A 23,934-nucleotide genomic window follows, 5' to 3' on the forward strand; every position below is an offset into this window, starting at 1 on the left:
GGCTTGTCGAATCTGTCGCTAACCAGCCATAGTTGGTTGCGCGTCGCAAGCTACGGTTCAGGAAATAGTAGATTTTAAAATGACTTCCACCCCTCCCGGAGCCGTTTCCCTGACAGGGCGGATCGAGCGCTGGCCGATCGCCGGAACCTTCACGATCAGCCGTGGCGCCAAGACCGAGGCCGTCGTCGTGGTCGCCGAGGTGAGCCAGGGCGGCCTCACAGGCCGCGGCGAATGCGTGCCCTACCCACGCTATGGCGAAACGCCCGAGGCGACGCTGCAGGCGATCCAGGCGATGCAGGAGCCGTTCGCCAATGGCATGGACCGCATCGCTTTGCAGGCCAGCATGCCCGCCGGCGCAGCCCGCAATGCGCTGGATTGCGCGCTGGCGGACCTCGAGGCCAAACGGGCCGGCAGGCGGATATGGAACCTGCTCGGCCGCCCCGCGCCCGAACCGCGCACCACCGCCTATACGATCTCGCTCGGGACACCCGAGGCGATGGCGGAGGCCACCGCGAAGGCCGCGCACCGCGCGCTGCTCAAGATCAAGCTCGGCGGCGATGGCGACGCCGCGCGGATCGCCGCCGTGCGCAAGGCGGCGCCGGCATGCGAACTCGTCGTCGATGCCAATGAAGCCTGGACCGAGGACAACCTCGCCGCCAATCTCGCGGCCTGCGCCAATGCCGGCGTCACGCTGATCGAGCAGCCGCTGCCGGCGGGCAAGGACGAGGCGCTGCTGCGCATCAGGCGACCGGTTGCCGTCTGCGCCGACGAAAGCGTGCATGACCGCGCCTCACTCGAAAGCCTGCGCGGCCGCTATGACGCCGTCAACATCAAGCTCGACAAGACCGGCGGGCTGACCGAAGCGCTCGCGATGGCGGACGCCGCCCGCGCGCTCGGCTTCGAGATCATGATCGGCTGCATGGTCGCGACCTCGCTCGCGATGGCGCCGGCGATGCTGATCGCGCAAGCCGCGCGCTTCGTCGATCTCGACGGCCCACTCCTGCTGGCCAAGGACCGCGACAACGGCCTGCGCTACGACGGCAGCCTGGTCTATCCGCCTGACGCCGCGCTCTGGGGATGATGGGTTAGTCGCTTGCGTGCCAGCCACATCACGAACCCGCCCGTCGCCGCCATCGCCGCCATCATGTCGTAGACGCCGAGGCCGAAGCGCGCATAGACCATGCCGCTGACGATCGCCGTGGTGCTGGCGACGATGCCGCCGCAGGCGGTGAGATAGCCCTGCGCACGCGCCATCACATGAACCGGCACGTGATGCACCATCAGGCCCATGATGCCGACCTGGGTCAGGCCGAAGCTCAGCCCGTGTCCGAGCTGGACCACGGCCAGCACCGCAAGCGGCGGATCCTGCGCGGTGATCGCCCAGCGCGCCACGGCGCTGGCGGCCGCAATCATCACCAGGACAGCCGATGGCAGCGTGAAGCGCGGCGAGGCCGCAAACAGCACGATCTCGGCGATCACACCGAGCACCCAGAGGACCGCGATGGTCAGGCCGCTGAAGCCGGCCTGCTGCCAGGCAATCGATGCAAAGATGTAATAGGCGCCGTGGCTGCCCTGGATCAGCGCCGAGGACACGATGATCGCGAGGAAAGTGGGATTGCGCAGCAGCCTCGGCGCGCCGGCCGCGTGCGCGACGGAGGCCACCGGGCGGCCCAGCGGCCGCAGCGTCAGCCCGACCAGCGCGCCGAGCACGGTCACGGCCGTGATGATCCAGATCAGATCGACCTCGGCGACATAGCGGAGCAAGAACCCGCTGATCAGCGCGCAGACCGCGAAGGCGGCCGAGCCCCAGAGCCGCAACGGTCCGTAGCTCAGGCCAAATTGCCTGACGCTGCGCAGCGCATAGGCGTCGGTGAGCGGCACCATCGGCGTCCACACGCAGCAGGTCAGCGCGTAGACCGCGAGCAACACCAACGGCTGGTGCTGGGTGCCGATCACGGCAAAGCCCAGTGCGGTCGCGAATCCCGTGGCGATGATCGCACCGCGCAGCATCTGGCGGCGCTCCGCCGCCGCCGTGACCAGCGGCAGGACGGTGAAGCGGGTCACCGGCGGCACCGCCGTGATGATGCCGATCCAGGCGGCGTCGATCCCGATCGCCTTCAGCCACACCGTGAAAAACGGCAGGTGGACCCCGGTCATCCCGAACGTCGTGGCATAGAATGCCGCGAGGCTGCGCGCGAATCGCCGCGGCGCAACCTTGGCTGCGATGGGGATTTGTGATTCGGAAGACATCAATTCAATTGCGATTCGCGCGATATCGTGGTGATCGTTAGCGTAACGCGCAGTGATTTGCGCGGAGAGATTGTGATGGCCGAAGAAGCATTCGCCCTGTCGCCGATATCCGCCCGCGCGGCCCTGCCGAGCGAGGAGGACTATGCTGCGATCAGCGCGGCCTTCATGGAGACCTCGCGGGGCCGCTGGTTCCTCGGCGAATACGCCAAGCGCAACCGCAATGCCGATACCCGCATGGTGCTCGATGCCGTAGCGCGGATCGAGGACAGCCTCAGCGCGCAGCGGCAAGCCGCCGCAGCGGCCATCAGGGACGAGCAGCTGGCACAGGCGCTAGCCGCCCTGCGCGGCGCGATCGAGGCCGCCCAGGCCACCGCCATCGCAGCGCTCGACGGCATCAGCTTCGAGCAGAACCTCGCGCCGGTGCGCAAGGGCGTGCGGGTGATCAGGGAGATCTCCTGGCGGCTGCGCGAGATCGGCAATGACGGCCGGATCTGCGACATCATCGATTCGCAGGCCAGCGCGATCGAGGCCGGTGCGACCCAGGTCTCGATGGACGACGCCAAGGCCGTGCTGGATGCCGCCTTCGCGGCGTTGGCCCGCCGGCTTAGCGAATTTGATCCGGACCAGGCGGAAACGCCTGCGGCCGAACCTGATGTGGCCGAAGCACCGGTTGCGGAACCGCCCGCTGCTGCCCCCTCGCCGCCACCGGTGGCCGAAAGCGCTGCCGCCGATAGTGCTGCCCCCGATGCTACACTGGCCGCCACGCCGCCGGCGCCGCCTCAGGAGGCCGTTGCAACGCCGAGCACTGAGAGTGGCGCGGCCGCGACGCCGGAGCCGAGCGAAGCATGGCTCAAGGCGGAGGCTGCACTGGCCGAAGCCGAAGCGGCAGAGCTCGCCCGCGTCACCGAGGCCGCCGCTGACGCCCAGGACGAAGCGGTGCTCGACCTCATCGCGATGGAGATGGGCGCGCCCGATCCGATCGACGAAGAAGCGATCGCCGAAGAGATGCACCTTGCCGAGGAGATGCGGGTCGCCGAGGCGATGGCTGACGAGCCCGAGATGATTGCACCGGCCATTCAGCCCGCGCCCGAGCCGAAAGTCGAGGTCAAGGTCGAGCCACCGCCGATGGCCGCAGCGCCGATTGCTATGGCACCGGTTGCCGCGGCTCCAGCCGCCGTGCCGCCGCCCCTTCCGCCCACCGTTGAGGCTGCCGCTGCTCCCGCAGCAGAAGTCTCACTCGGCTCGACCATCATCGCGAGCGGCCTTCTGAAAAAGCCAAGCGTCGCGGCCAACGATCCGCTCGCACCGATCCGCCGTATGAGCCAGGTCGAGAGAATCGCGTTCTTCTCGTAAGCGCAGTCCGATGCCCGACGAAACCGACACGATCACTCTTTGGCGACCTGTGGGCCCCCAGGAGCTCGCGCTGATCGAGCAGAGTGGCATGCGTGCCTTTCCGCCGCGGCTTCCCGATCAACCGATCTTCTATCCGGTCCTGACGGAAGAGTACGCCGCAAAGATCGCGCGCGACTGGAACGTGCCCGCAAGTGGCACCGGATTCGTCACACGATTTCGGGTCAAGCGAAGCTTCATCGATCACTATGATGTGCAGAAGGCTGGCGGCCACGCGCATCTCGAATACTGGATCCCCGCGGAGGACCTGCCGGCATTCAACGCTGCAATCGTCGGGCCGATCGAAGTCATCCGCAGCTTTCCTTGAGGCGGTTTGCTCCCATTGACCACCCGCGCAGCGTGACCCAGCTCACGTACGGCGGGCGTGTCCGCGCCTAGCCTCGCCGCGACCGGTCCTGCACCGGGACCAGCTTTTGGGAGCGCGCGATGGTCCGCCTGACATCCATCATGATATCGGCCGCATTGTTCGGTCTGTTGAGCCTCGGCGTATCGGGCACAGCATCTGCCGAGACCAGCGGCGTCACCGTCGGCAACGCAACGCAGACGCCTGCACAATCGATCGATCAAGCGGATTCGCCGGCGACGCCCACCGCAGCGGCGCCGGCTGCGCCACGCGGCCCCGAGCAGCGCGTCGCGCTCGTGATCGGCAATGCGAACTACGAGAATGCGCCAAAGCTCGCCAATCCCGGCAATGACGCGCAGTCGATGGCCGAGCTGTTGAACGCGGCCGGCTTCGAGGTGATCTCCGCGACCGACCTCAGGCAGGGCGACATGGCCAAGGTGTTGCAGGATTTCTCCGACAAGGTCGCGGCGCGCGGCCCCGGCACGGTCGCGATGATCTATTACGCCGGCCACGGCGTGCAGCTCGCCGGCGAGAACTATCTGATTCCGGTCGATGCCAAGATCGCAACGCCGTCCGACCTCGACGGCAATGCGGTGCGTCTCGTCGACGTGATGGGCACGCTCGAGAACATCCCGAGCCGGATGCGCATCGTGGTGCTCGATGCCTGCCGCAACAACCCGTTTCCCAACGTCAACGACGCCGGCCGCGGCCTTGCCGTCGTCGATGCCCCGAGCGGCTCGATCGTCGGCTATTCGACCGCGCCCGGCATGGAAGCGCAGGACGGCAGCAACGGCCACAGCCCCTACACCAACGCCTTCCTGCGCCTGGCGCGCGAGCCCAATCTGCCGATCGAGCAGCTGTTCAAGCGCATTCGCCTCGAGGTCAACAGCACGACCGACGGCCGGCAGACGCCGTGGGAAAGCTCGTCGCTGACCTCCGATTTCTATTTCTTTGGCGACACCGCAGTGGCGTCGGCGCGTGCGCCGGCGAATGGCCCGGTGGTGCAGATGGCGTCGAACCTGCCGAACCGCTCGGTGCGCCAGGCCTATGACTTCGTGCTGTCGGAAGGCCGGCCGGACTATTATGAGGAATTCATCCGGCTTTATCCGCGCGATCCGCTCTGCGACCGCATTCGCTTCCTGCTGACGAACTGGTTGCAGGTCGCGGCATGGCACAAGGCGGTGCTTGCCAACACGCCGTTCGCCTACAAGACCTTCCACGACAATTTCGGCAACAGCCCCTACGCGCAGTCGGCGTTGAAGCTGCAGATGCAGCCGAAAGCAATTCCGCTGATGCAGTTCACGCGGCTTTCTAGAGCAGATTCTGATCAGACACGGTCATAACCGGCTGCGGCGAAGAAGTTCAGGCACTCTTGGGCGGTGAAGGCGGTCAGGGCGGTGGCAATAGCGTTGTCCAAAGCCTCGATTGATCTGGCGGCGGCCTTTCGAAGTGCGGCTTTGAGCTTGGCGAAGGCCATTTCGATCGGATTGAGGTCGGGCGAATAAGGCGGCAAATAGAGGAGCTGGGCGCCCACGGCATCGATTGCGATGCCGACCTCGGCGCGCTTGTGTGCTGCGAGATTGTCCATCACCACGATGTCGCCGGGCCTGAGTGTCGGCACGAGGACTTGCGTCACGTAAGCCTCGAACGCCAGACCATCCATGGGACCGTCAAGGACCATCGGCGCAGTCATGCCGGTCGCTCTGAGCGCGCCGACGAAGGTCGTCGTCTTCCAATGACCATGCGGGAGCGCTGCGACACAGCGCTGGCCGTACGGCGAGCGGCCATAGCGCCGCGCCATCTTGGTCGAGGCTCCCGTCTCGTCGATAAACACCAACCGATGGATGCCGATCTCAGGCTGAGATGCCTTCCACGCCGCGCGTTCAGCGGCCACGTCCGGCCGATCCTGCTCGCTGGCGTGCGATGTTTTTTTTGAACGTGATGTTGCGGCGATCGAAGAATCGCCAGACCACGCTCGGCACGAAACGCTCGCCGTGGACTTTGAGGAGATGGTCAGCGATCTCGGCCAGCGTCATGTCAGGCGTAGCCTTGACCAGGGAGAGGATCTCCGCAGCATGACCCTCGATCCGAGCTGAACGTCTGTCTCCGCCCTGCGCTCCCGCCTCACAAGCGCCGGTGCTGCGCCATTCGTTGACCAGTTCGATCGCTGTCGATGGCGCTACGCCGAACCGGCCGGCGGCGCCCCGACAGCTCATGCCTTCCTCTTCCACAGCCCGAATAATGCGAAGGCGAAGGTCCGGCGAGAGCGGCTTAGCCATGGGGGCTGGCCTCCATCACCAGCCCTCAGGGTGAATCACGATTTGCCTCACAAGGGAATCTGGAGGGTTCTGTGAGGTCGCGCTCACGCGAGGGCGCGGCAGGCGCTTATGACGCGACCTCATTGAAGCCGGATTGAACGAAGGCGCGGGAGGCTATTCGCGGTTTTGCAGCTATGGGGATTGTTCGAGATCGCCATGCCCGATCTGCTGGCTCGGCGCGTGAGGCAGAGACACAGGAGTGCGCATCCTGGAAGAGTTGAGATCAGACGCGCTTCGCCTGAGATCGCGATAGGCCTTTTGCTGCATCGGACGGTTGTTGTCGCGCAGTGTGACAGCACGGATTCGACATCGTCCGCGATGATCGAGACGCTGGGAGCGAAATGACGAATGATGATCGTCGTGCACGACATGACTTGGCTCACGATGTGTCGCATCGGAACGGTGATGTTCGAGGGCTGGGGCGTCTGAAGCTATGTCGAAAGCGCTCAATGATGCGCATGACGCCACCACAATCGGGACAGGCAGGAACCTCGGCCCGGGTTTGAGCCTCCGAATCCACAGGCGACGGCTGGCCATCGTTTGGGGCTGTTCGCTCATGATCGAGAAGTTCGCGGCAAAGGGCGAGCTTGGCAGCGCGATGGCGGTTGGCCATGAAGCCGAAGTGGCGGATGCGGTGGAAGCCGTCAGGCAGCGTATGAAGCAGGAAACGGCGAATGAACTCATCGGGCTTGAGATTCATGATCTTTGTCGCGCTGTTTTGGCGATAGTCCTTCCATGAGAAGGCGACATGATCGTCGTCGAGTGCGACGAGCCGGCTGTTGGCGATCGCGACGCGATGGGTGTAGCGGCCGAGATAGGCCAGGACCTGTGCGGGTCCGCCGAAGGGCCGTTTGGCGTAAACAACCCAGTTGATGCGTCGCATGGCGTCGAGGTGGGCCGCAAAGGCAGCCGGCTCGGCCAGAGCTCCGAGATCGCCGAAGAAACGCAAGGCACCGGAGTTGAAGGCTGCCGACAGACGTTTGAGAAAAAGTGTGCGAAATAGTCTGGACAACGGTTTGACGGCCAGGAAGAAGTTCGGTCGGCAAGCGGTCCAGCGCGCGCCATCGGGCGAGAGGCCGCCACCCGGAACGACGCAATGGACGTGGGGATGATGCATCAGCGTCTGTCCCCAGGTGTGGAGGACGGCGACGCCGCCGATCGCACCGCCGAGCCGGCGTGGATTGGCGGCGAGCGTCGTCATCGCCTCGGCGGCAGCCTTGAACAGGATGGCATAGACGACGGCCTTGTTCTGGAAAGCGATCGCGGCGATCGGTGCGGGAAGTGTAAAGACGACGTGGAAATAGGGAACCGGAAGCAGGTCGGCTTGACGCGCGGCGAGCCACGCGGCTCGGGCTCTCCCCTGACACTTCGGACAGTGCCGATTGCGGCAGGAATTATAGGCAACGCGTGTCGTGCCGCAGTCGTCGCAAGCCTGCATGTGGCCGCCGAGCGCCTCGGTCCGGCACGCAACGATCGCGCTCATCACGCGCCGCTCGACCCGCCCCAGATGACCGGCATGTACACGGCGATAGGCGTCGCCATGCCGGCACAGAATATCGGCAATCTCGATGGCGGGCCTGTTGGAGCGGATGTCGGAGCGGGTCATGACCCGCATCCCGCTGCGGGTCATCCAGGTGGCGTCACCTCCAGCGACAGGCGATCGAGCGGGCTCTGCGTCGCTCGGATCGTATCGGTGGCGACCTGCGTGTAGCGCGCTGTCGACGACAAATTATTGTGCCCGAGCAAGACCTGGATGATCCGGATATCGGTTCCGTTCTCGAGAAGATGTGTCGCGAAGCTGTGGCGCAGCGTGTGCAGCGTGACGCGCTTGGTCAGGCCCGCAGCCTTCACCGCCGACCGGCAGGCGGCATGCAGCACGGTCTGATCGATCGGATGATCTTCGTCACGACCAGGGAACAGATAAAGCCGCGGCCGGGCGAGCCGCCAGTAGGTGCGCAGGATGCCCAGCAGCTGGGGCGACAGCATCACGTTGCGATCCTTCGCGCCCTTGCCGTGGCGCACCTGGATGACGCCGCGGGCGCTGTCGATGTCTTCGATCCGCAGTCCCGCAACCTCCGAGGCCCTGAGCCCGGCCGCATAGGCGGTGGTGAGCGCGGCGCGGCTCTTCAGGCTCGATACCGCTTCAAGAAACTGAACCACTTCGTCGGCGCTGAGAACGACCGGCAGCTTGCGCGGTTCTCGCGCATAGGGAATGCGCTCTGGGATGAGCGCCTCGCCGAGCGTGACGCCGTAGAAAAACCGTAGCGCACAGACGATCTGGTTCAGCGCCGGCCATGAGATGCCGGTCGAGACCAAATGCACCTGGAAGGCGCGGACGTCTTCCAGCTCTAACCGGTCAGGCGATCGGCCAAAATAGCGGCTGAACTTCGAAACCGCGCTGATGTAGGATCTTTGCGTCGCCGGCGACAGATTGCGGACGGTCATGTCTTCGATCATGCGGCGGCGAAGAGGGCTCAAATCGGCCATCTCGATACTCCTGTCTGAGGGGGTGGGCTCCAACACCCACATCCTCTCAGCCAGGAGGCGATCTATGCCACCTTGCCCCCTACGCCGCGGCAGCGGCTTAGTTCAATCCCTTCCGATTCCGCCAGGTCAGAAAATGCTCTAGTCGTCCAGCCTTCCGGCCGATCAATGCCGGCGCGCAGGGTGCCGTCGGCAAGATCGTGACCATGCCCGCGCCTGGAGCGAAGCCGGTCGGCATGCCAAGCTCAATCGGCAAGGGCAAGGTCGCGAGCCTTCCTGGAGCCAATGCCGGCAACACCACATCGAACCGGATCATGAAAGATAACAGCGGGCAGCACTTCCGCGCCGAGCGGCAGAGCATGCGAGTCAACCGGGCGGGATCGGTTGGTAGCCATACAGCGTTCCACCCAAGTCCGTCCGGCTCACATCTCGGCGGAATGGGCGGCAACCAGCGTGGCGGCGTCAGGCACTGATCAGCCGCGCCGCAATACGAAACGGGGGCAGAGTGAGTACGGCCCCGCCCCGGTTTCGTTTCAGGATGTTGGCCTCAGGCGACGAGCTTTGCGAACAGGTCGGCATCGACATTGCCGCCCGAGAGCACGATGACGACGTTCTTGCCCTTGGCGTCGATCCGCCCCGCCAGCAGCGCCGCGAGCCCGACCGCACCGCCGGGCTCGACCACGAGCTTCAGCTCGCGATAGGCGAAGGCGACGGCGGCACCGACCTCGTCGTCGGAGACGCTGACGCCGTTTGCCAGCAGCTTGCTGTTGATGGCGAAGGTGAGCTCGCCCGGCATCATCGCCATCAGCGCATCGCAGATGGTGCGCGCCGCGACCGGATGCGCCTCGCGATGGCCGACCTTGAGCGACAGAGCGTGATCGTCATAGCCCGCGGGCTCGGCGACAATCACCTGGGCCTGCGGATACTTCGCCTTCACTGCGGTAGCGACGCCTGCGATCAAGCCGCCGCCCGAGGCCGGCGCGACCACGATATCGGGCACAAGCCCGAGCGCGGCCATGTCCTCGGCGATCTCGCGGCCGGCGGTGCCCTGGCCCGCGATCACGAAGGGATCGTCATAGGGACGCACCAATGTCGCGCCGCGCTTGCTGGCGATGCCATTGGCGATCGCCTCGCGGTCGTCGCGATCGCGATCGTACAGCACGACCTCGGCGCCATAGGACTTGGTCCGCTCACGCTTGGTGATCGGTGAGTCCGCAGGCATCACGATGGTCGCCTGCATGTTGAGGATCTTTGCCGCCGCGGCAACGCCCTGGGCGTGGTTGCCCGAGGAGAACGCGACCACGCCCCCGCTCCGCTTGTCCTGCGGTATAGAGGCGAGCTTGTTGAAGGCGCCGCGGAACTTGAACGATCCGGTCCGTTGCAGCATCTCGGGCTTGAGGAAGACCTGGGTGCCGACGCGTTCGTTGAGAACGGGGAAAGTCAGGAGCGGCGTGCGCACCGCGAACGGCGCGACCACCCTTGCGGCGGCATCGATGTCCGCAGCAGCGACGGGTGGATTGAGAGTGATGTCCGTCATCCGCGATTTGTATCGCGTCGGGACGGAGCACGGCAAGACGCTTTAGCGTGAGTTTGGCTGAGGCGCCGGCAAGGCCGCGAAATGATGCTCTTCGGCGCCGAATTCGAGCGCCTGGCCCTCGCCGTCGGGCGCCGCGGGGCGGACGTTCATGCAGCGGTCGATGAACACCCGGGCCGACGCCTGCCAGGTGTGGAGCGCGGCGAAATCGACGCAGGCCTGCCGCGGGATGCTGAGCGCCTCCAGGCAGGCGTGGCGCAGATCCTCGTCGAGCACGCCGACCGGCGCCGCGCCGATCACGTCGCGGGGGCCGGTAACCGGAAAAGCGGCAACCGGCAGGCCGCTGGCCAGCGCCTCGAGCAGCACCAAACCGAACGTATCGGTGCGGCTGGGGAAAACGAACACATCGGCCGCGGCATAGATTTCGGCCAATTCTTCCCCATGGCGGGCGCCGAGGAAGAGGGCTTCCGGATATTTCCGCTCCAACGCCGCCCGCGCCGGGCCGTCGCCGACCACCACCTTGGTGCCGGGCAGATCGAGATCGAGGAACGCCTCGAGGTTCTTTTCCACCGCCACCCGGCCGACGCTGAGATAGACCGGCTGCGGCAGGCAGAGATCGACATCGCGCGGGTGGAACAGTGCGGTGTCGACGCCGCGCGACCACAGCACCACGTTGCGGAAGCCGCGCTGGCGCAGTTCGGCGGCCAGCGCCGGGGTCGCGGCCATCACCGCCCGGCTCGGCCTGTGGAACCAGCGCAGTGCCCGCCACACCCAGGCTTCCGGGACAGGCGTCCGTGCCGAGACGTATTCGGGGAAGCGGGTGTGGAAGCTCGTCGTGAACGGCAGGCCGCGCCTACGGCAATAGCGGCGGACCGACAGCCCGATCGGGCCTTCGGTCGCGATATGGATGCTGTCGGGCTTGGCCGCCTCGATCAGGCTGGCGACCTTGGCCTGGTACGGCAGCGCCAGCCGGAGATCGCGATAGCTCGGCATCGCGAAGGTGCGGAACTCGTCCGGCGTCAGGAAGCTCACCTCGACGCCGAGCGATTTCGCCGCCTGTGCCATCATGGTCAGCGTGCGGACAACCCCGTTGACCTGGGGATGCCACGCATCGGTCGCGACCAGGATATGCGTCATGCAGCGCGTGCCGTCACTCGCGGAACTGGCGCGATCCGGCGCACCGGGTCGGTCCAGGTGATGATCTCGAAATGGCCGTCCTCGTGCTCGGCGAGCGCCGTGCAGCTCTCCACCCAGTCGCCGCAATTCATGTAGCGGATGCCGTGCTCGTCATGAATCGTCGCGTAATGGATGTGGCCGCAGATCACGCCGTCGCAGCCGTGACGCCGCGCCTCGCCGGCCAGCGTCGCCTCGAACGCGCCGATATAGTTCACCGCCTTCTTGACCTTCAGCTTGGCCCATTGCGACAGCGACCAGTACGGTACGCCGAACATCTTGCGGAAGAAGTTGACGAAGCGATTCATCTGGATCGCGAAGTCGTAGGCCTTGTCGCCGAGATGGGCGAGCCAGCGCGCGTTCTGCACCACGAGATCGAAGATGTCGCCGTGGATCACGAGGTAGCGCTTGCCGTCGGCGCCGGTGTGAACGGTGTTCTCCACCACGTCGATGCCGCCGAAATGCGTGCCGTAATATTTGCGCAGGAACTCGTCGTGGTTGCCCGGGACGTAGATCACCTTGGCGCCCTTGCGCGCCTTGCGCAGCATCTTCTGCACGAAATCATTGTGGGTCTGCGGCCAGTACCAGTTCGACTTCAGCGCCCAGCCGTCAACGATATCACCAACGAGGTAGATCGTGTCGGCATCGTGGGAGCGGAGGAAGTCCAGCAGGCGGTCGGCTTGCGAACCGCGGGCTCCGAGATGAACATCGGAGATAAACAAAGTGCGAAAGCGCCGCTCTGGGCTTTCTTCACTCAAGGAGTCACTTCCCATGCCTGTGCACCTAACAGATTCCTGTGACAAGGCGATGACGACCCCCGCGACCCAAGGCCTCACTAACAGTTAACGAGAATCAGCAGCACGCCCCTCCAGTGCGGATAACAGCGGCGTGCGACAATCTGGCGACATGGATGGACGCGGCTGAGCGGAACAGGCGTTGTGTTGCCTGCATATCGCGGCGGAACAACGCGCATTTGAGCAACGAATGCGTAGCCCGGATGAAGCCGCGGAGCTTTCAATAATACTTGTGGAAGTGATGCACCGGTCCATGGCCGTGCCCGACGGCGAAGCGATCCGCCTGCGCGATCGCATCGGTGATCCAGGCCTTGGCGTTGCGCACGGCGGTCTCCATGCCTTCGCCTTTCGCCAGTCCGGCGGCGATCGCCGATGACAGCGAGCAGCCGGTGCCGTGCGTGTTCGATGTCGCAATGCGCGGCGCCGCGAGCGCGATGCTGCGCGCGCCATCGATCAGATAGTCGATGCTCTCGGCGCCGTGCCCGTGGCCGCCCTTGACCAGCACCGCGCGACATCCCATCGCCAGCAATTGCCGGCCCTGTCGCGCGACGTCGGCCTCGCTCGATGCGACCGGTTCGTTCAGCAGCGCCGCCGCTTCCGGCAAGTTCGGCGTGATCAGCGAGGCCAGTGGAAACAGCATGATCTTCAGCGCATCGACCGCCTCGGCAGCCAGCAGCCGATCGCCCGAGGTTGCGACCATCACCGGATCGAGCACGACATGGCGCGGCGCCCAGCGCTTCAGCCCGTCGGCAATCGCCGCGATGGTCTCGGCCTGCGCCACCATGCCGATCTTCACCGCGCCGACGTCGAGGTCGGAGAACACCGCATCGATCTGGGCCGTGACGAACGAAGCGGGCACCGGATGGATGCCGCTGACCCCGGTGGTGTTCTGCGGCGTCAGCGCCGTGATGGCGGAGGCGCCATAGACCCCGAGCGCGGCAAAGCTCTTGAGGTCGGCCTGGATGCCCGCCCCACCCGAGGAATCCGAGCCGGCAATGGTGAGCGCGACCGGCGTCATGTTGCGGGACCGGCCGTTGAGACGAATGAGACCATGACGAACAAGATCATGGCCTGTCCTAGCCCGGCCGCCCAGCGGCAGCAAGTTCGCCTGACTTTACCGCGCGTTGGCCTTGTTGCCCCCTTGCCTCGCCCCCTTGCCTTGGCCGCCCGTTTTTGGCCTATAGTCGGCCAAATCCCCGGAGACGACTTTGATGGTTCCTTTCTTCGTCCAGATCAAATGCAAGCTCGGCCAGTCCTACACCGTCGCCAACGCGCTGGCGGAAGCCGAGATTGCCTCCGAGATCTATTCCACCGCGGGCAATTACGATCTGCTGGTCAAGTTCTACGTCGACCACGACACCGACATCGGCCATTTCATCAACGAGAAGGTTCAGGTGATCCCGGGCATCCAGGACACCCTCACCATCATCACCTTCAAGGCGTTCGGCGCGAAGTAGGACGCCCCCCGCTAGGACTTCTTCTCGGGCTTCACCGGCTTCGGCGGTCCCTCGACCGGCGGCAGCGACTTGATGTATTCGGCGATCGCGTCGCGATCGGTCGGCGAGAGCTGCGAGGTGTTGCGGATCACGCGCACCATCGATCCGCCGGCGCTGTCGCCGTCCGGCGTCTGTCCGCTATCGAGGAAATAGGCGACATCCTTCACACTCCAGTCCGAGAGCCCCCTCGGCGTGATGTTGGGCACCCAGCCTTCGCCTTCCGGATTAGGGCCACCGGCGAAGCGCTGCGAGCTGATGATGCCGCCGAGAAAATTGCGCGGGCTGTGACACTCGGCGCAATGGCCGAAGCTGTTGACGAGATAGGCGCCGCGATACCAATGCGCCGAGCGGCTCGCATCCGCGACGAACGGCTTGCCGTCCATGAACAAGAATTTCCAGACGCCGACATTGCGCCTGATGTTGAAGGGAAACGGCACATCGTGGTCGCGCACCTTGCCGGCGACCGGCGGCAAGGTCTTCAGATAGGCGAACAGGTCGCGCACGTCATTGAGCCTGGCGTGCTGATAGGATGTGTAGGGAAACGCCGGAAAATAGTGCGTCCCCGACGGCGAGGTGCCCTTCATGACCGCGGTGACGAAATCAGCCTCGCTCCAGCGGCCGATGCCGTCGTTCGGGTCGGGCGAGATGTTCGGTGCATAGAAGGTACCGAACGGCGACGGTATCGCGAGGCCGCCGCCGAGCCTGGTGCGATCGTCCTGCTTCGGCACCGCATGGCAGGAGGAACATCCTCCCGCATTGAACGTTGTGAGCCCGTTGGCCAGATTGGGCTGGTAGGCGGGCAGCGCGCTCGCGGCAACGGTCGCGGGGATCGTCAGCCACCAGAACACACCGAAGCCGATCAAGCCGGCCAAAGCGGCCAGGAGGAGAATTCGTCGCAACATTCACCGATCCGTCATTGGTCGCGTCAGTTCATCAACCAGTATGATGGCAACCGATCGCACAAGCTCGCATCAAATTTGCCGCACTCACGATCATTTTGGGAATAAATCCGGAGAGCCGCGGTTTGAAGATTTGCAACCATCGTGTGACGTCAAAGGGGAGAGAACCATGCCAAACAAGACCTTGCTTGCCACACTGACATTGGGCGCCGCAATCGCGCTCGCCGGTCCGGCCTTTGCCGAGAAGCTGCAGGCCAAATTGGACGGCAAGTCCGAAGTGCCTGCGACCACCAGCGCCGGCTCCGGCACTGCCGACATCGACTACGACGCAGCCACCAAGAAGCTCAGCTGGAAGCTGACCTATTCCGGCCTGTCGGGTCCGGCCACCGCCGCGCATTTCCACGGCCCCGCCGAAGCCGGCAAGAATTCCGGTGTCGCTGTTGCCATCCCGAACGCGACGTCGAGCCCGGTCGAGGGCAGCGCAACGTTGACCGACGCGCAGGCCGCCGACCTCCTCGCCGGCAAGTACTATGTCAACGTCCACACCGCGGCCAACCCGGGCGGCGAGATTCGCGGCCAGGTCACGAAGTAATCAGTTCACCAAGTAGATCGCGCAAAGTCACGTCAACAAGAAACGGCCGGCACAAAAAAGGGCGGATGCTTCACGGCATCCGCCCTTTGATCGACCGAATGGCGATCAGCCCTTCTTGAGGCGATAGGTCTCGTGGCAGCCGCCGCACTGCTTGCCGATCACCGTCAGCTCGGCCTTCAGCGTGTCGACATCCTTGATCTTGCCCTTGGCGTCAGCGACGGACTTGGCAAAGCTCGCGATGTGCTGCTCGAAGCCGGCCTTGTCTTCCCAGATCTTCGGCCCAGCGGAGTAATCGCCTTCCGTCTTGAGGCCCTTGCTGCTTTCAGGGAACAGCGTCGGCAGCTTCTTGGCGGTGTCCTCGAACTTCGTCAGCGCGGCGTCGACCGTTGCCTGGTCGTAGGGCTTCTCGCCCTTGATGATGGCGCCGAGTGCACCGGCGTTCTTGCCGGTTTCCTTCATCTGGGCCTGGGTCTGCTTGACCTGATTCTGGTCGGCCACCACCGCCCCCGCACTCAACGCAAGCATCGCTGCAACGACGACAATCCGCTTCATCGGCAAAACCCCTCAATCCTGCTCTGTCCCGGTCCGCAGGTACGCGGCCGGCCTGGTTTGCAAACACCGCCGGCGGAGTCTTCATTCCGCCTGCGACAATTTATCAGAGATTATGGTGGCGCTGCGCCTCACGGATCGCGATCCAGACCCGCTCCGGCGTGGCCGGCATGTCGATGTGGTCGATCCCGAACTCGCGATGCAGTCCCTCGACGATCGCGTTGACGACCGCCGGACACGAGCCGATCGCGCCGGCCTCGCCCGCGCCCTTCACGCCGAGCGGGTTGGTCGTGCACGGCACGTTGTGGGTCTCGAACACGAAGGACGGTCCGTCGGCGGCGCGCGGCATCGCATAGTCCATGAAGGTGCCGGTGACGAGTTGACCGTCGGTCGGGCTATAGACCGCCTGCTCCATCAGCGCCTGTCCGATGCCCTGCATCGCGCCGCCATGCACCTGGCCCGCGAGCATCAGCGGATTGAGCGTGACGCCGAAATCATCGACGATGACGTAGCTGACGATCTTGATGATACCGGTGGCGGGATCGATCTCGACCTCGGCGAGATGCGTGCCGTTCGGATAGGTGCCGTCGGCGCTGGCGAAGGTCGCGCTCGAGTTCATCTTCGTGGTATCGCCGCCGGGACGCTTGGCGAGATCGGCAAAGCTGACCGAACGGTCGGTGCCGGCGATGCGGATGCGGCCGTCGGCGATTTCAAGGTCGCCGGCGCCGGCTTCCAGCGCCTGCGCCGCAAGCTCCTTCAGCTTGTTGCCGAGCTCGTGCGTCGCCCGCTGCACGCTGACGCCGCCGGACGGGATCGATGCCGAACCGCCGGTGCCGAGGCCGGTCGCGATCTTGTCGGTGTCGCCCTGCAGCACATGGACGCGCTCCGGCGGCACGCCGAACTGCTCGGCGACGATCTGCGCATAAGCGGTCTGGTGGCCCTGCCCGCTCGACTGCGTGCCGATCAGGATCGAGATGTCGCCGTTGGGATCGAGCGCCACATTGGCGGTCTCCTCGCCCATGGTGCCGCAGACCTCGACATAGCTCGCCATGCCGATGCCCCGCACCAGCCCGTCCTTCTTGGCAGCCTTGGCGCGCTTCGGAAACTCCTTCCAGTTGGCGATCTCCATCGCGCGCTTCATATGCGCGGCGAAGTCGCCGGAGTCGTAGACCTTGCCGGTCGCGGTCGTGTAGGGCAGCGACTTCGGCGGGATGAAATTCTTCCGCCGGATGGCGTCCGGCGTCATGCCGAGCTTTCGCGCGGCGGCATCGACCAGCCGCTCGATCACATAGGCGGCCTCCGGGCGGCCGGCGCCGCGATAGGCGTCGACCGGCACCGTGTTGGTGAACACCGTGCGGACGCGGCAGTGGAAGGCCTGGATGTCATAGAGGCCCGGCAGCATGCCGGCGCCGCCATGCGGGATATAGGGCGCAAACGTCGAGAGATAGGCACCCATGTCGCCCATCAGGTCGACATCCATGCCGAGGAATTTGCCGTCCTCGGCGAGCGCCATCTTCGCGGTGGTGAGATTGTCGCGGCCCTGCGCGTCGCCCATGAAATGGTCGGAACGCTCGGCGGTCCATTTGACGGACTTCTTGAGCTTGCGCGCCGCGACCGAGATCAGCGCATACTCGCGATATGGAAACAGCTTGGTGCCGAAGCCGCCGCCGACATCCGGGCAGATCACCCGCATGTTCTCCTTCGGCATCTTCAGGATCATGTCGCAGAGGATCTCGCGCAGGCGATGGCTGCCCTGGCTGCCGATCGTCAGCGTCAGATGATCCTTCCTGGCGTCGTATTCCGCGACCGCGGCGCGCGTCTCCATGAAATTGGTAATGACGCGCGGATTGACGATGGTGATCTCGGCCACCGCATGGGCCTTGGCAAAGGCGGCCTCGGCCGCGCCCTTGTCGCCGATCGATACGTCGAACAGCAGATTGCCGGGCTTGTCCGGCCACACCTGCGGCGCGCCCTTCTTCACCGCATTGATCAGGCCGGCCACCGCCGGCAACGGCGTCCACTTGACGTCGATGGCCTCGATCGCGTCGCGGGCATGATCGACGGTATCGGCGACCACAAAGGCGATGGCGTCGCCGACATGGCGCACCTCATCCTTGGCGAGGATCGGATAAGGCGGTGCGGTGAACGGATCGGTTTCGAGATTGAACAGGCACGGCAGGCCGCCGAGTTCGGCGACATCGGCCGCGGTCAGGATCAGCGCCACGCCGGGCATGCCGCGGGCCTTGCCGGCATCGATCGTATAGGTCGCGTGCGCATGCGGCGAGCGCAGCATCAACGCGTGCAATGCGGGAGACGGTGCAACGTCGTCAGTATAGCGGCCCTTGCCGCGAATCAGAGCGTCATCCTCCTTGCGTCGCACACTTTGTCCGACGCCGAACTTGATGGGAGCTGCCATCGTCTCTCCAATTGCCTTGGTTGTTTGTATGCATATTGGCGTGGTTGTCAGCGAAGCGCAAACCGCTTTCCGCCGCACGCGGCGCTATCCCAAGGTCGGCTCCTATGCGTTTGATTTGACAGGTAAAACTATACGCGCCGCAGCGCGAACAGCCAGCCGCGGCCGAACAGTGTGAGGATCAGCAAGGCGTAGACGAAGGCGCCGACCGTGATCAGCAGCAGCAGGATCATCTCATCGCGAAAGATCTGCATCGGCGCGAACCACACATAGGCGAAATGCGAGGTCAGCCACAGCGCGAGCGCAAGGAGCAGCCCGCAAATCGCGAACGTGCCGAACGAGCGGATCAGCGCGCGATCGAACGCGAGATAGCCGCGGCGCACCGCGAACAGCAGCACCAGCAGGAGATTGACCCAGGCGCCGACCGCGGTCGCGAGCGCGAGCCCGACCTGCGCCAGTGAGCCGACCAGCGCGATCTTCAGCGCGACGTTGACCGCGACCCCGGTCAGCGCCGCCTTGACCGGGGTTGCGGTGTCCTTGCGCGCATAGAAGGTCGCGACCGCGCTGCGAATCATCACGAATGGAATCAGGCCGACCGCATAGGCCGCGAGCGTGGCGCCCGCGCTTGCGGCGTCGGCCTTCGAGAAGGCGCCGCGGGCAAACATCGCGCGCATGATCGGATCGGCGACCGTCAGGAACGCCGCCACGAACGGCACCGAGAACAGCAGCGTGAAATCGAAGGCGCGGCGCTGCGCGGCCAAGGCGCCGGCGTGATCGTCGGCGGTCAGGCGCCGCGACATCTCCGGCAGCAGCACGGTGCCGATCGCGATCCCGATCACCCCGATCGGCAATTGATTGAGTCGGTCGGCATAGTACAGCGCCGACAGCGCGCCGGCGGGGAGGAAGGTCGCGATGATGGTATCGGCGAACAGCGCCACCTGCGTTCCCATCGAGCCCAGCGTCGCCGGCCCCAGTGCCCGGAAGAAGGCGCGGACGTCCTCGTCGAGCCTGAGGGCCGCGAATCGCGGCAGGCCGCCGTGGCGCCCGAGGTCGCCGGCGAGCAGGAAGAATTGCAGGAAGCCCGAGATCAGGACGCCCCAGGCCGCCGCGTGGCCGGCACTCGGGAAGAACGCCGCGAGCGCCAGCGTCATCATCATGGCGAGATTGAGGAAGATCGGTGCCGCGGCGGCGCTGGCGAAGCGATGCATCACGTTGAGCATGCCGCCATAGAGCGTCACCAGCGTGATCAGCAGCAGATAGGGAAAGGTGATGCGCGTCAGCTCGATCGCGAGCTGACGCTGGGATGCGTCCTCGGTGAAGCCTGGTGCGAGAATGCTCATCGCCTGCGGCATGAACGCCATCGCCACCACCAGCAGGACCACCTGCGAGGCGAACAGCAGCGTGAAGATGCGGTCGGCGAACAGCCGCGCCGACGCCTCGCCGCGCTCGCCATGAACATGGGCATAGGCCGGCACGAAGGCGGCGTTGAAGGCGCCTTCGGCAAAGATCGCGCGGAAATGATTGGGCAGCCGCAGCGCCACGAAGAAGGCGTCGGCCACCGGCCCTGCACCGAGGATCGCCGCGAGCATGATGTCGCGCGCGAACCCGGTGACCCGCGATAGCAGGGTATAGCCGCCGACGGTGAAGATGCGCCCAAGCATGCGCTGCTTCTAGCGCATCATCACCTTACGTCAAAATGACGTATTCAGGACGCTAACGATCCAGGCATGATCCAGCCCGAAAACCGGAAGCCACTTTTCGGGATCATGCCTGTAGCGCGCTGCGCACAGCCGCGATGACGCGGTCCTGCGCCGCCTCGTCGAGATAGGGGTGCATCGGCAGGGCGATGACGTCCTTCGACAGGCGCTCGCTGACCGGCAGGCCACCGTCGGCAACCGGATAGTGGCTGTAGGCCGTCTGCTGGTGGACCGACTTCGGATAGTAGATCATGGTCGGCACGCCCTGCGCCTTCAAGGCGGCCGCGAAGGCGTCACGATCGATGCCGTTGGTCAGACGGATGGTGTATTGCGCCCAGACCGAGGTGCAGCCGGGAGCCACGCGCGGCACCGCGACGAGGTTGCCGAGCGCCCGCGAATAGCGTTCCGCCACCTTGTTGCGCGCGGCGATCTCATCGTCGAAGATCTTCAGCTTCTCGAGCAGGATAGCCGCCTGCATGGTGTCGAGCCGCGCCGTGAGGCCGAGCCGCACGTTGTCGTACTTGTCCGAGCCCTGGCCGTGGACGCGGATGCTGCGCAGCGTGCGCGCGAGCTCCTCGTCGTCGGTGAAGATCGCGCCGCCGTCGCCGAAACAGCCGAGCGGCTTGGCCGGGAAGAAGCTGGTGCCGGTCGCGAGGCCGAAAGTGCCGAGCCTGCGGTTCTTGTAGGTTGCGCCAAAGCCCTGCGCGGCATCGTCGAGCACGAACAGGCCCTCGGCCTCGGCGACCGCGCCGATCGCATCGTGATCGGCGCTCTGGCCGAACAGGTCGACCGGGATCACGGCAACCGGCTTCAGCCCGCGTGCGCGCGCCGTCGCAATGCCGCGCTTCAACGAATTGACGTCGATGTTGAAGGTCTCCTCATCGACATCGACGAAAACCGGCGTCGCGCCGGTCAGCGTCACGACTTCGCCGGTCGCGCAGAAGGTGAAGGTCGGGCAGAGCACCGCATCGCCCGGCCCGACATTCTTCGCCATCAGGACCATCAGCAGCGCGTCGGTGCCGCTGGCGCAGCTCACCACGTGCTTGGCGCCGCTATAGTCCGCCAGCGCCTTCTCCAGCGCAGTGACTTCCGGACCGTTGATGAACTGGCAATGGTCGAGCACGCGCGCGACCGCGTCATCGATCGACTTGCCGAGCCGCCGGCGCTGCGCGGCGATATCGATGAAGGGAATGGGCTCAAGCTGCATATGCTGGTTCATGGAAGCTCTTTGCACGTGTTGAATGAATGACAATCAGCCGGCGATGCGGCGCGGTCCCTTGCGCATCGTCGATGCGGCGGGCCGGGCCGGCGATTCCAGGCAGCGGATCGCGATCTCGAGGCTCGCCACGCCTTCGTCGCCGGACACCGCCGGCAGCTTGCCGGTGCGCACGGCATCGAGGAAGGCGATCAGCTCGGCGCGCAACGGCTCGTCGTGCCCGACCGGCAGATGACGCATCGAATAGCTGCCGTCCGGCTTGAAGCCGAAGCATTCGGTGACCTGGCGCGTGAGCAGGTCGCCCATCACGTATTTGCCGCGGGTCGCGACCGTCACGTTGCGCGCCTTGAACGGCGTCAGCCAGTTGGTGTTGATGTGGGCGAGCACACCGGACGCCGTGCGGAATTGCAGCAGCGCGATGTCCTCGCGCTCGGCGACCGCGCTCGAAAGCTGCGGCTGCACCTCGACGATGTCGGACTCGGTGAACCAGCGGATCAGGTCGATGTCGTGCACGGCGAGGTCGATCACGACGCCGACATTGGACATCCGCGGCGGGAACGGGCCGACCCGGGTGATGCCGATCGACAGGATATCCTCGCCCGAGATCGCCTGCTTGATCGCGGCGACCGCCGGATTGAAGCGCTCGACATGGCCGACCATTAGCGTGACGCCGGCCCGCTCGGCGGCTGCGACGATCTCGCGGCCCTCTTCGACCGTGGAGGCGACCGGCTTTTCGACCAGGATGTGGATGTTGCGCGCGATGCAGGCGAGCGCGATCTCGTGATGAAGGTGGGTGGGTGCTGCGATCGTCACCGCATCGATGCCCTCGGCAAGCAGCTGATCGAGGCTTTCGAAGGCGCGGCAACCGACCAGGTCGATGGCGCGTGTGCGGTGCTCCGGCAGCGGATCGACGATGCCGATCAGCACGACGCCGGGCAGTCCGGCCAGCACGCGGGCATGGTTGCTGCCCATCACGCCGGCGCCGATCACGCCGACGCGCAATGCGCGGCCGATATCGGCCCTCGCGCCGGCTGCGGACACTTTTGCATTCATATCGTAGACCCCAAGTAGCGTTCTGGCGGTTGTCCCGGCTCCTCAAGGAGCCATCCCGGCTCCGGGAGAATCAGACCAAGGCCCCTCGTCCCGATCTGCGCCTCCGGCGCAAATCACCCCGCTTCGTTGGCAGCCGCTATAGCACGGCGTCACAAATGTGGCGAATGCCAACGGCGAAATCCGGACACGTTTTGATTCAAAGAGTTACATCGTCCCGCGCCCGGCGATTAGTGCGGGAACCGGCTCGCCTCAGCTGCGCCGGTAGTCGTCCTCGATGCGGATGATGTCGTCCTCGCCGAAATAGCTGCCGGTCTGCACCTCGATCAGCTCGAGCTGGATCTTGCCGGGATTCTCCAGCCGGTGCACCGCGCCGATCGGGATGTAGATCGACTCGTTCTCGTGCACCGTCTTGATCAGCTCGTTGACGGTGACCTGGGCGGTGCCGCGCACCACGATCCAGTGCTCGGAGCGGTGATGGTGCTTCTGCAACGACAGCCGCCCGCCCGGCTTGACGATGATGCGCTTGACCTGGTGGCGGTCGCCATTGTCGACCGACTGATAGGAGCCCCAGGGGCGATGCACCTTGATGTGGTTCTCAGTCACCCCGGGCGCCGTCACTTTCAATTTCGCGACAAGCCGCTTCAGCCCGTTGGCGTCCTTCTGGCGTGACACCAGCACGGCGTCCTGGGTCGCGACCACGACGAGGTCGTCGACGCCTTCGAGCGCGACCAGCGCCCGGTCGGTCGAGACGTTGCAATTGCGGGAGTCCTCGAACACCGCCGCGCCGCGCGCCGCGTTGCCGAGGCTGTCCTTGTCGGAGAGCTCCCAGACCTGGCGCCACGAGCCGATGTCGGACCAGCCGCACGCCACCGGCACCACCGCGGCAAGAGCGGTCTTCTCCATCACGGCGTAATCGATCGAGATCGCCTTTGCGGCGCCGAACGCCGCTGCATCGAGCTTGACGAAGCCGAGATCGCGCGTCGCCGTGGTGACCGCCTGCTCCACCGCGGCAATGCTGTCGGCATCGACGTTGCGATACTCGTCGAGCAGCACGCCGGCGCGGAACATGAAGTTGCCGCTGTTCCAGAGATAGCCCGCATCGATATAGTCTGCCGCCGTTGCGGCATCCGGCTTCTCGACGAATTTTGCCACCGCGCGCACCTCGCCGGCGACCACCTCACCCGGGCTGATGTAGCCGTATTCGGTCGCGGGCCGTTCCGGCTTGACGCCGAAGGTCACGATGCGGCCGGCTTCGGCAGCCACCAATCCGCCGCGGCATGCGGCGACGAAGGCCGGCGTATCCCGCACCAGATGGTCGGCGGCGAGCGCCAGCACGATCGCTTCGCTGTCACGGCTCTGCGCAAATGTCGCACCGGCCGCGATCGCGGGCCCGGAGTCGCGGCGCATCGGCTCCAGCAGCACGTCGGCCTCGCGGCCGATCTCGGCCAGCTGCTCCAGCACCATGAAGCGATAGGCCTCGTTGGTGATCACGATCGGCCGCTCGAACAGACCGGCGTCGGAGACCCGCAGCAGCGTCTCCTGGAAGGTCGAGCGCGCCCCGAACAGCGACAGGAACTGCTTCGGATGCACCTCGCGTGACGCCGGCCAGAGCCGCGTCCCTGCGCCGCCGCACATGATCAGGGGAATAATTCGTCGATCCATCGATGCCTCAAGTCCTGTCGTGCCAGTCCTGGCGTGTCCATTCGCGGACGG

At 65.4% G+C, this 23,934-nt stretch carries 21 protein-coding genes and 1 pseudogene; 7 read left to right on the forward strand and 15 right to left on the reverse strand.

Annotation, left to right across the window (positions count from 1 at the left end; translation table 11 throughout):
• The first annotated feature begins 79 nt into the window (after positions 1-79).
• Positions 80-1,081: an N-acetyl-D-Glu racemase DgcA gene (gene dgcA / locus HU230_RS20120; RefSeq protein ID WP_176530186.1), complete on the forward strand. Its 1,002-nt coding sequence runs from the start codon at positions 80-82 to the stop codon at positions 1,079-1,081.
• Here the strand turns inward: dgcA and HU230_RS20125 are convergent.
• Positions 1,051-2,250: an MFS transporter gene (locus tag HU230_RS20125; RefSeq protein ID WP_176530185.1), complete on the reverse strand. Its 1,200-nt coding sequence runs from the start codon at positions 2,248-2,250 to the stop codon at positions 1,051-1,053. The genes dgcA and HU230_RS20125 overlap by 31 nt on opposite strands.
• Before the next feature lie 75 nt (positions 2,251-2,325).
• Between HU230_RS20125 and HU230_RS20130 the strand changes: the two genes are divergently transcribed.
• The 3 genes and pseudogenes from HU230_RS20130 to HU230_RS20140 form a co-directional block, all read left to right on the forward strand.
• Complete coding sequence (locus tag HU230_RS20130) at positions 2,326-3,603, forward strand: hypothetical protein (protein WP_176530184.1); 1,278 nt, start codon at positions 2,326-2,328, stop codon at positions 3,601-3,603.
• 10 nt (positions 3,604-3,613) lie between these two features.
• Entirely contained in the window at positions 3,614-3,967 is a 354-nt protein-coding gene (locus HU230_RS20135) for an ADP-ribosylation/crystallin J1 (RefSeq protein ID WP_176530183.1), read from the forward strand.
• 119 nt (positions 3,968-4,086) lie between these two features.
• Positions 4,087-5,310 (forward strand): annotated as a pseudogene (locus HU230_RS20140) (caspase family protein); the annotation flags it as partial.
• A gap of 20 nt (positions 5,311-5,330) precedes the next feature.
• On the opposite strand, the gene HU230_RS20145 reads toward HU230_RS20140, so the two are convergent.
• The 3 genes from HU230_RS20145 to HU230_RS20155 all read right to left on the reverse strand — a co-directional run bounded on the left by HU230_RS20145 (position 5,331) and on the right by HU230_RS20155 (position 8,808).
• Positions 5,331-6,282, reverse strand: a protein-coding gene (locus HU230_RS20145) for an IS630 family transposase (RefSeq protein WP_176528729.1) whose coding sequence is annotated in 2 segments (ribosomal slippage) — positions 5,331-5,943 and positions 5,942-6,282 — 954 coding nt in all. Because the reading frame shifts where the segments join, the coding sequence is not laid out codon by codon here.
• Positions 6,283-6,700: 418 nt separating this feature from the next.
• Positions 6,701-7,927: an IS91 family transposase gene (locus tag HU230_RS20150; protein WP_176528572.1), complete on the reverse strand. Its 1,227-nt coding sequence runs from the start codon at positions 7,925-7,927 to the stop codon at positions 6,701-6,703.
• 20 nt (positions 7,928-7,947) lie between these two features.
• Positions 7,948-8,808 (reverse strand): tyrosine-type recombinase/integrase, encoded by an 861-nt coding sequence (locus HU230_RS20155; protein WP_029085027.1) that lies wholly within the window; start codon positions 8,806-8,808, stop codon positions 7,948-7,950.
• A 197-nt stretch (positions 8,809-9,005) separates the two neighbouring features.
• Between HU230_RS20155 and HU230_RS20160 the strand changes: the two genes are divergently transcribed.
• Positions 9,006-9,278, forward strand: a complete 273-nt coding sequence (locus tag HU230_RS20160; protein WP_176530182.1) for a hypothetical protein — start codon at positions 9,006-9,008, stop codon at positions 9,276-9,278.
• A 74-nt stretch (positions 9,279-9,352) separates the two neighbouring features.
• Here HU230_RS20160 and HU230_RS20165 read toward each other — a convergent pair whose 3' ends face one another.
• From HU230_RS20165 to thiD, 4 genes are all read right to left on the reverse strand, one after another.
• Positions 9,353-10,342: a threonine/serine dehydratase family protein gene (locus HU230_RS20165; protein WP_092115464.1), complete on the reverse strand. Its 990-nt coding sequence runs from the start codon at positions 10,340-10,342 to the stop codon at positions 9,353-9,355.
• Between the two features lie 42 nt (positions 10,343-10,384).
• Positions 10,385-11,476: a glycosyltransferase family 4 protein gene (locus HU230_RS20170; protein WP_176530181.1), complete on the reverse strand. Its 1,092-nt coding sequence runs from the start codon at positions 11,474-11,476 to the stop codon at positions 10,385-10,387.
• Positions 11,473-12,285, reverse strand: a complete 813-nt coding sequence (locus HU230_RS20175) for a UDP-2,3-diacylglucosamine diphosphatase (protein WP_050403538.1) — start codon at positions 12,283-12,285, stop codon at positions 11,473-11,475. The genes HU230_RS20170 and HU230_RS20175 overlap by 4 nt, the downstream gene beginning before the upstream one ends.
• Positions 12,286-12,526: 241 nt before the next feature.
• Entirely contained in the window at positions 12,527-13,324 is a 798-nt protein-coding gene (gene thiD / locus HU230_RS20180) for a bifunctional hydroxymethylpyrimidine kinase/phosphomethylpyrimidine kinase (RefSeq protein ID WP_176530180.1), read from the reverse strand.
• 193 nt (positions 13,325-13,517) lie between these two features.
• Between thiD and HU230_RS20185 the strand changes: the two genes are divergently transcribed.
• Positions 13,518-13,763, forward strand: coding sequence for an Lrp/AsnC ligand binding domain-containing protein (locus HU230_RS20185; protein ID WP_016845986.1), 246 nt, complete (start codon positions 13,518-13,520; stop codon positions 13,761-13,763).
• Positions 13,764-13,774: 11 nt separating this feature from the next.
• Here the strand turns inward: HU230_RS20185 and HU230_RS20190 are convergent, their stop codons facing one another.
• Positions 13,775-14,704, reverse strand: coding sequence for a c-type cytochrome (locus tag HU230_RS20190; protein WP_176530179.1), 930 nt, complete (start codon positions 14,702-14,704; stop codon positions 13,775-13,777).
• Positions 14,705-14,870: 166 nt separating this feature from the next.
• Here HU230_RS20190 and HU230_RS20195 point away from each other — a divergent pair, with 166 nt between their 5' ends.
• Positions 14,871-15,293 carry a CHRD domain-containing protein gene (locus HU230_RS20195; RefSeq protein ID WP_176530178.1) on the forward strand — a complete coding sequence of 141 codons (423 nt, stop codon included), beginning with the start codon at positions 14,871-14,873 and terminating at the stop codon, positions 15,291-15,293.
• Between the two features lie 105 nt (positions 15,294-15,398).
• Here HU230_RS20195 and HU230_RS20200 read toward each other — a convergent pair whose 3' ends face one another.
• From HU230_RS20200 to HU230_RS20225, 6 genes are all read right to left on the reverse strand, one after another.
• Positions 15,399-15,845 (reverse strand): c-type cytochrome, encoded by a 447-nt coding sequence (locus tag HU230_RS20200; RefSeq protein WP_176530177.1) that lies wholly within the window; start codon positions 15,843-15,845, stop codon positions 15,399-15,401.
• 103 nt (positions 15,846-15,948) lie between these two features.
• Entirely contained in the window at positions 15,949-18,258 is a 2,310-nt protein-coding gene (locus HU230_RS20205; protein ID WP_176530176.1) for a xanthine dehydrogenase family protein molybdopterin-binding subunit, read from the reverse strand.
• A gap of 128 nt (positions 18,259-18,386) precedes the next feature.
• On the reverse strand, positions 18,387-19,916 hold the full coding sequence (murJ, locus tag HU230_RS20210; RefSeq protein WP_176530175.1) for a murein biosynthesis integral membrane protein MurJ: 1,530 nt from the start codon (positions 19,914-19,916) through the stop codon (positions 18,387-18,389).
• 103 nt (positions 19,917-20,019) lie between these two features.
• A complete protein-coding gene (locus HU230_RS20215) occupies positions 20,020-21,171 on the reverse strand; it encodes a DegT/DnrJ/EryC1/StrS family aminotransferase (RefSeq protein WP_176530174.1) in 1,152 nt (383 codons plus the stop codon).
• A gap of 33 nt (positions 21,172-21,204) precedes the next feature.
• Positions 21,205-22,221, reverse strand: a complete 1,017-nt coding sequence (locus HU230_RS20220) for a Gfo/Idh/MocA family protein (RefSeq protein ID WP_176530173.1) — start codon at positions 22,219-22,221, stop codon at positions 21,205-21,207.
• A gap of 249 nt (positions 22,222-22,470) precedes the next feature.
• Positions 22,471-23,883, reverse strand: coding sequence for a mannose-1-phosphate guanylyltransferase/mannose-6-phosphate isomerase (locus HU230_RS20225; protein ID WP_176530172.1), 1,413 nt, complete (start codon positions 23,881-23,883; stop codon positions 22,471-22,473).
• Positions 23,884-23,934: the final 51 nt, after the last annotated feature.

It is taken from the genome of Bradyrhizobium quebecense (assembly GCF_013373795.3).
GTDB classification, from domain to species: domain Bacteria; phylum Pseudomonadota; class Alphaproteobacteria; order Rhizobiales; family Xanthobacteraceae; genus Bradyrhizobium; species Bradyrhizobium quebecense.

What these genes read in the sequence shown, in the direction of transcription:
- HU230_RS20195 (WP_176530178.1), top strand. Translation starts at nt 14,871, where the DNA reads ATGCCAAACAAGACCTTGCTTGCCACACTGACATTGGGCGCCGCAATC.
- HU230_RS20150 (WP_176528572.1), bottom strand. Translation starts at nt 7,927, where the DNA reads ATGACCCGCTCCGACATCCGCTCCAACAGGCCCGCCATCGAGATTGCC.
- HU230_RS20215 (WP_176530174.1), bottom strand. Translation starts at nt 21,171, where the DNA reads ATGAACCAGCATATGCAGCTTGAGCCCATTCCCTTCATCGATATCGCC.
- HU230_RS20125 (WP_176530185.1), bottom strand. Translation starts at nt 2,250, where the DNA reads ATGTCTTCCGAATCACAAATCCCCATCGCAGCCAAGGTTGCGCCGCGG.
- HU230_RS20130 (WP_176530184.1), top strand. Translation starts at nt 2,326, where the DNA reads ATGGCCGAAGAAGCATTCGCCCTGTCGCCGATATCCGCCCGCGCGGCC.
- HU230_RS20175 (WP_050403538.1), bottom strand. Translation starts at nt 12,285, where the DNA reads ATGGGAAGTGACTCCTTGAGTGAAGAAAGCCCAGAGCGGCGCTTTCGC.
- HU230_RS20220 (WP_176530173.1), bottom strand. Translation starts at nt 22,221, where the DNA reads ATGAATGCAAAAGTGTCCGCAGCCGGCGCGAGGGCCGATATCGGCCGC.
- dgcA (WP_176530186.1), top strand. Translation starts at nt 80, where the DNA reads ATGACTTCCACCCCTCCCGGAGCCGTTTCCCTGACAGGGCGGATCGAG.
- HU230_RS20185 (WP_016845986.1), top strand. Translation starts at nt 13,518, where the DNA reads ATGGTTCCTTTCTTCGTCCAGATCAAATGCAAGCTCGGCCAGTCCTAC.
- HU230_RS20135 (WP_176530183.1), top strand. Translation starts at nt 3,614, where the DNA reads ATGCCCGACGAAACCGACACGATCACTCTTTGGCGACCTGTGGGCCCC.
- thiD (WP_176530180.1), bottom strand. Translation starts at nt 13,324, where the DNA reads ATGACGCCGGTCGCGCTCACCATTGCCGGCTCGGATTCCTCGGGTGGG.
- murJ (WP_176530175.1), bottom strand. Translation starts at nt 19,916, where the DNA reads ATGCTTGGGCGCATCTTCACCGTCGGCGGCTATACCCTGCTATCGCGG.
- HU230_RS20225 (WP_176530172.1), bottom strand. Translation starts at nt 23,883, where the DNA reads ATGGATCGACGAATTATTCCCCTGATCATGTGCGGCGGCGCAGGGACG.
- HU230_RS20205 (WP_176530176.1), bottom strand. Translation starts at nt 18,258, where the DNA reads ATGGCAGCTCCCATCAAGTTCGGCGTCGGACAAAGTGTGCGACGCAAG.
- HU230_RS20190 (WP_176530179.1), bottom strand. Translation starts at nt 14,704, where the DNA reads ATGTTGCGACGAATTCTCCTCCTGGCCGCTTTGGCCGGCTTGATCGGC.
- HU230_RS20170 (WP_176530181.1), bottom strand. Translation starts at nt 11,476, where the DNA reads ATGACGCATATCCTGGTCGCGACCGATGCGTGGCATCCCCAGGTCAAC.
- HU230_RS20155 (WP_029085027.1), bottom strand. Translation starts at nt 8,808, where the DNA reads ATGGCCGATTTGAGCCCTCTTCGCCGCCGCATGATCGAAGACATGACC.
- HU230_RS20200 (WP_176530177.1), bottom strand. Translation starts at nt 15,845, where the DNA reads ATGAAGCGGATTGTCGTCGTTGCAGCGATGCTTGCGTTGAGTGCGGGG.
- HU230_RS20165 (WP_092115464.1), bottom strand. Translation starts at nt 10,342, where the DNA reads ATGACGGACATCACTCTCAATCCACCCGTCGCTGCTGCGGACATCGAT.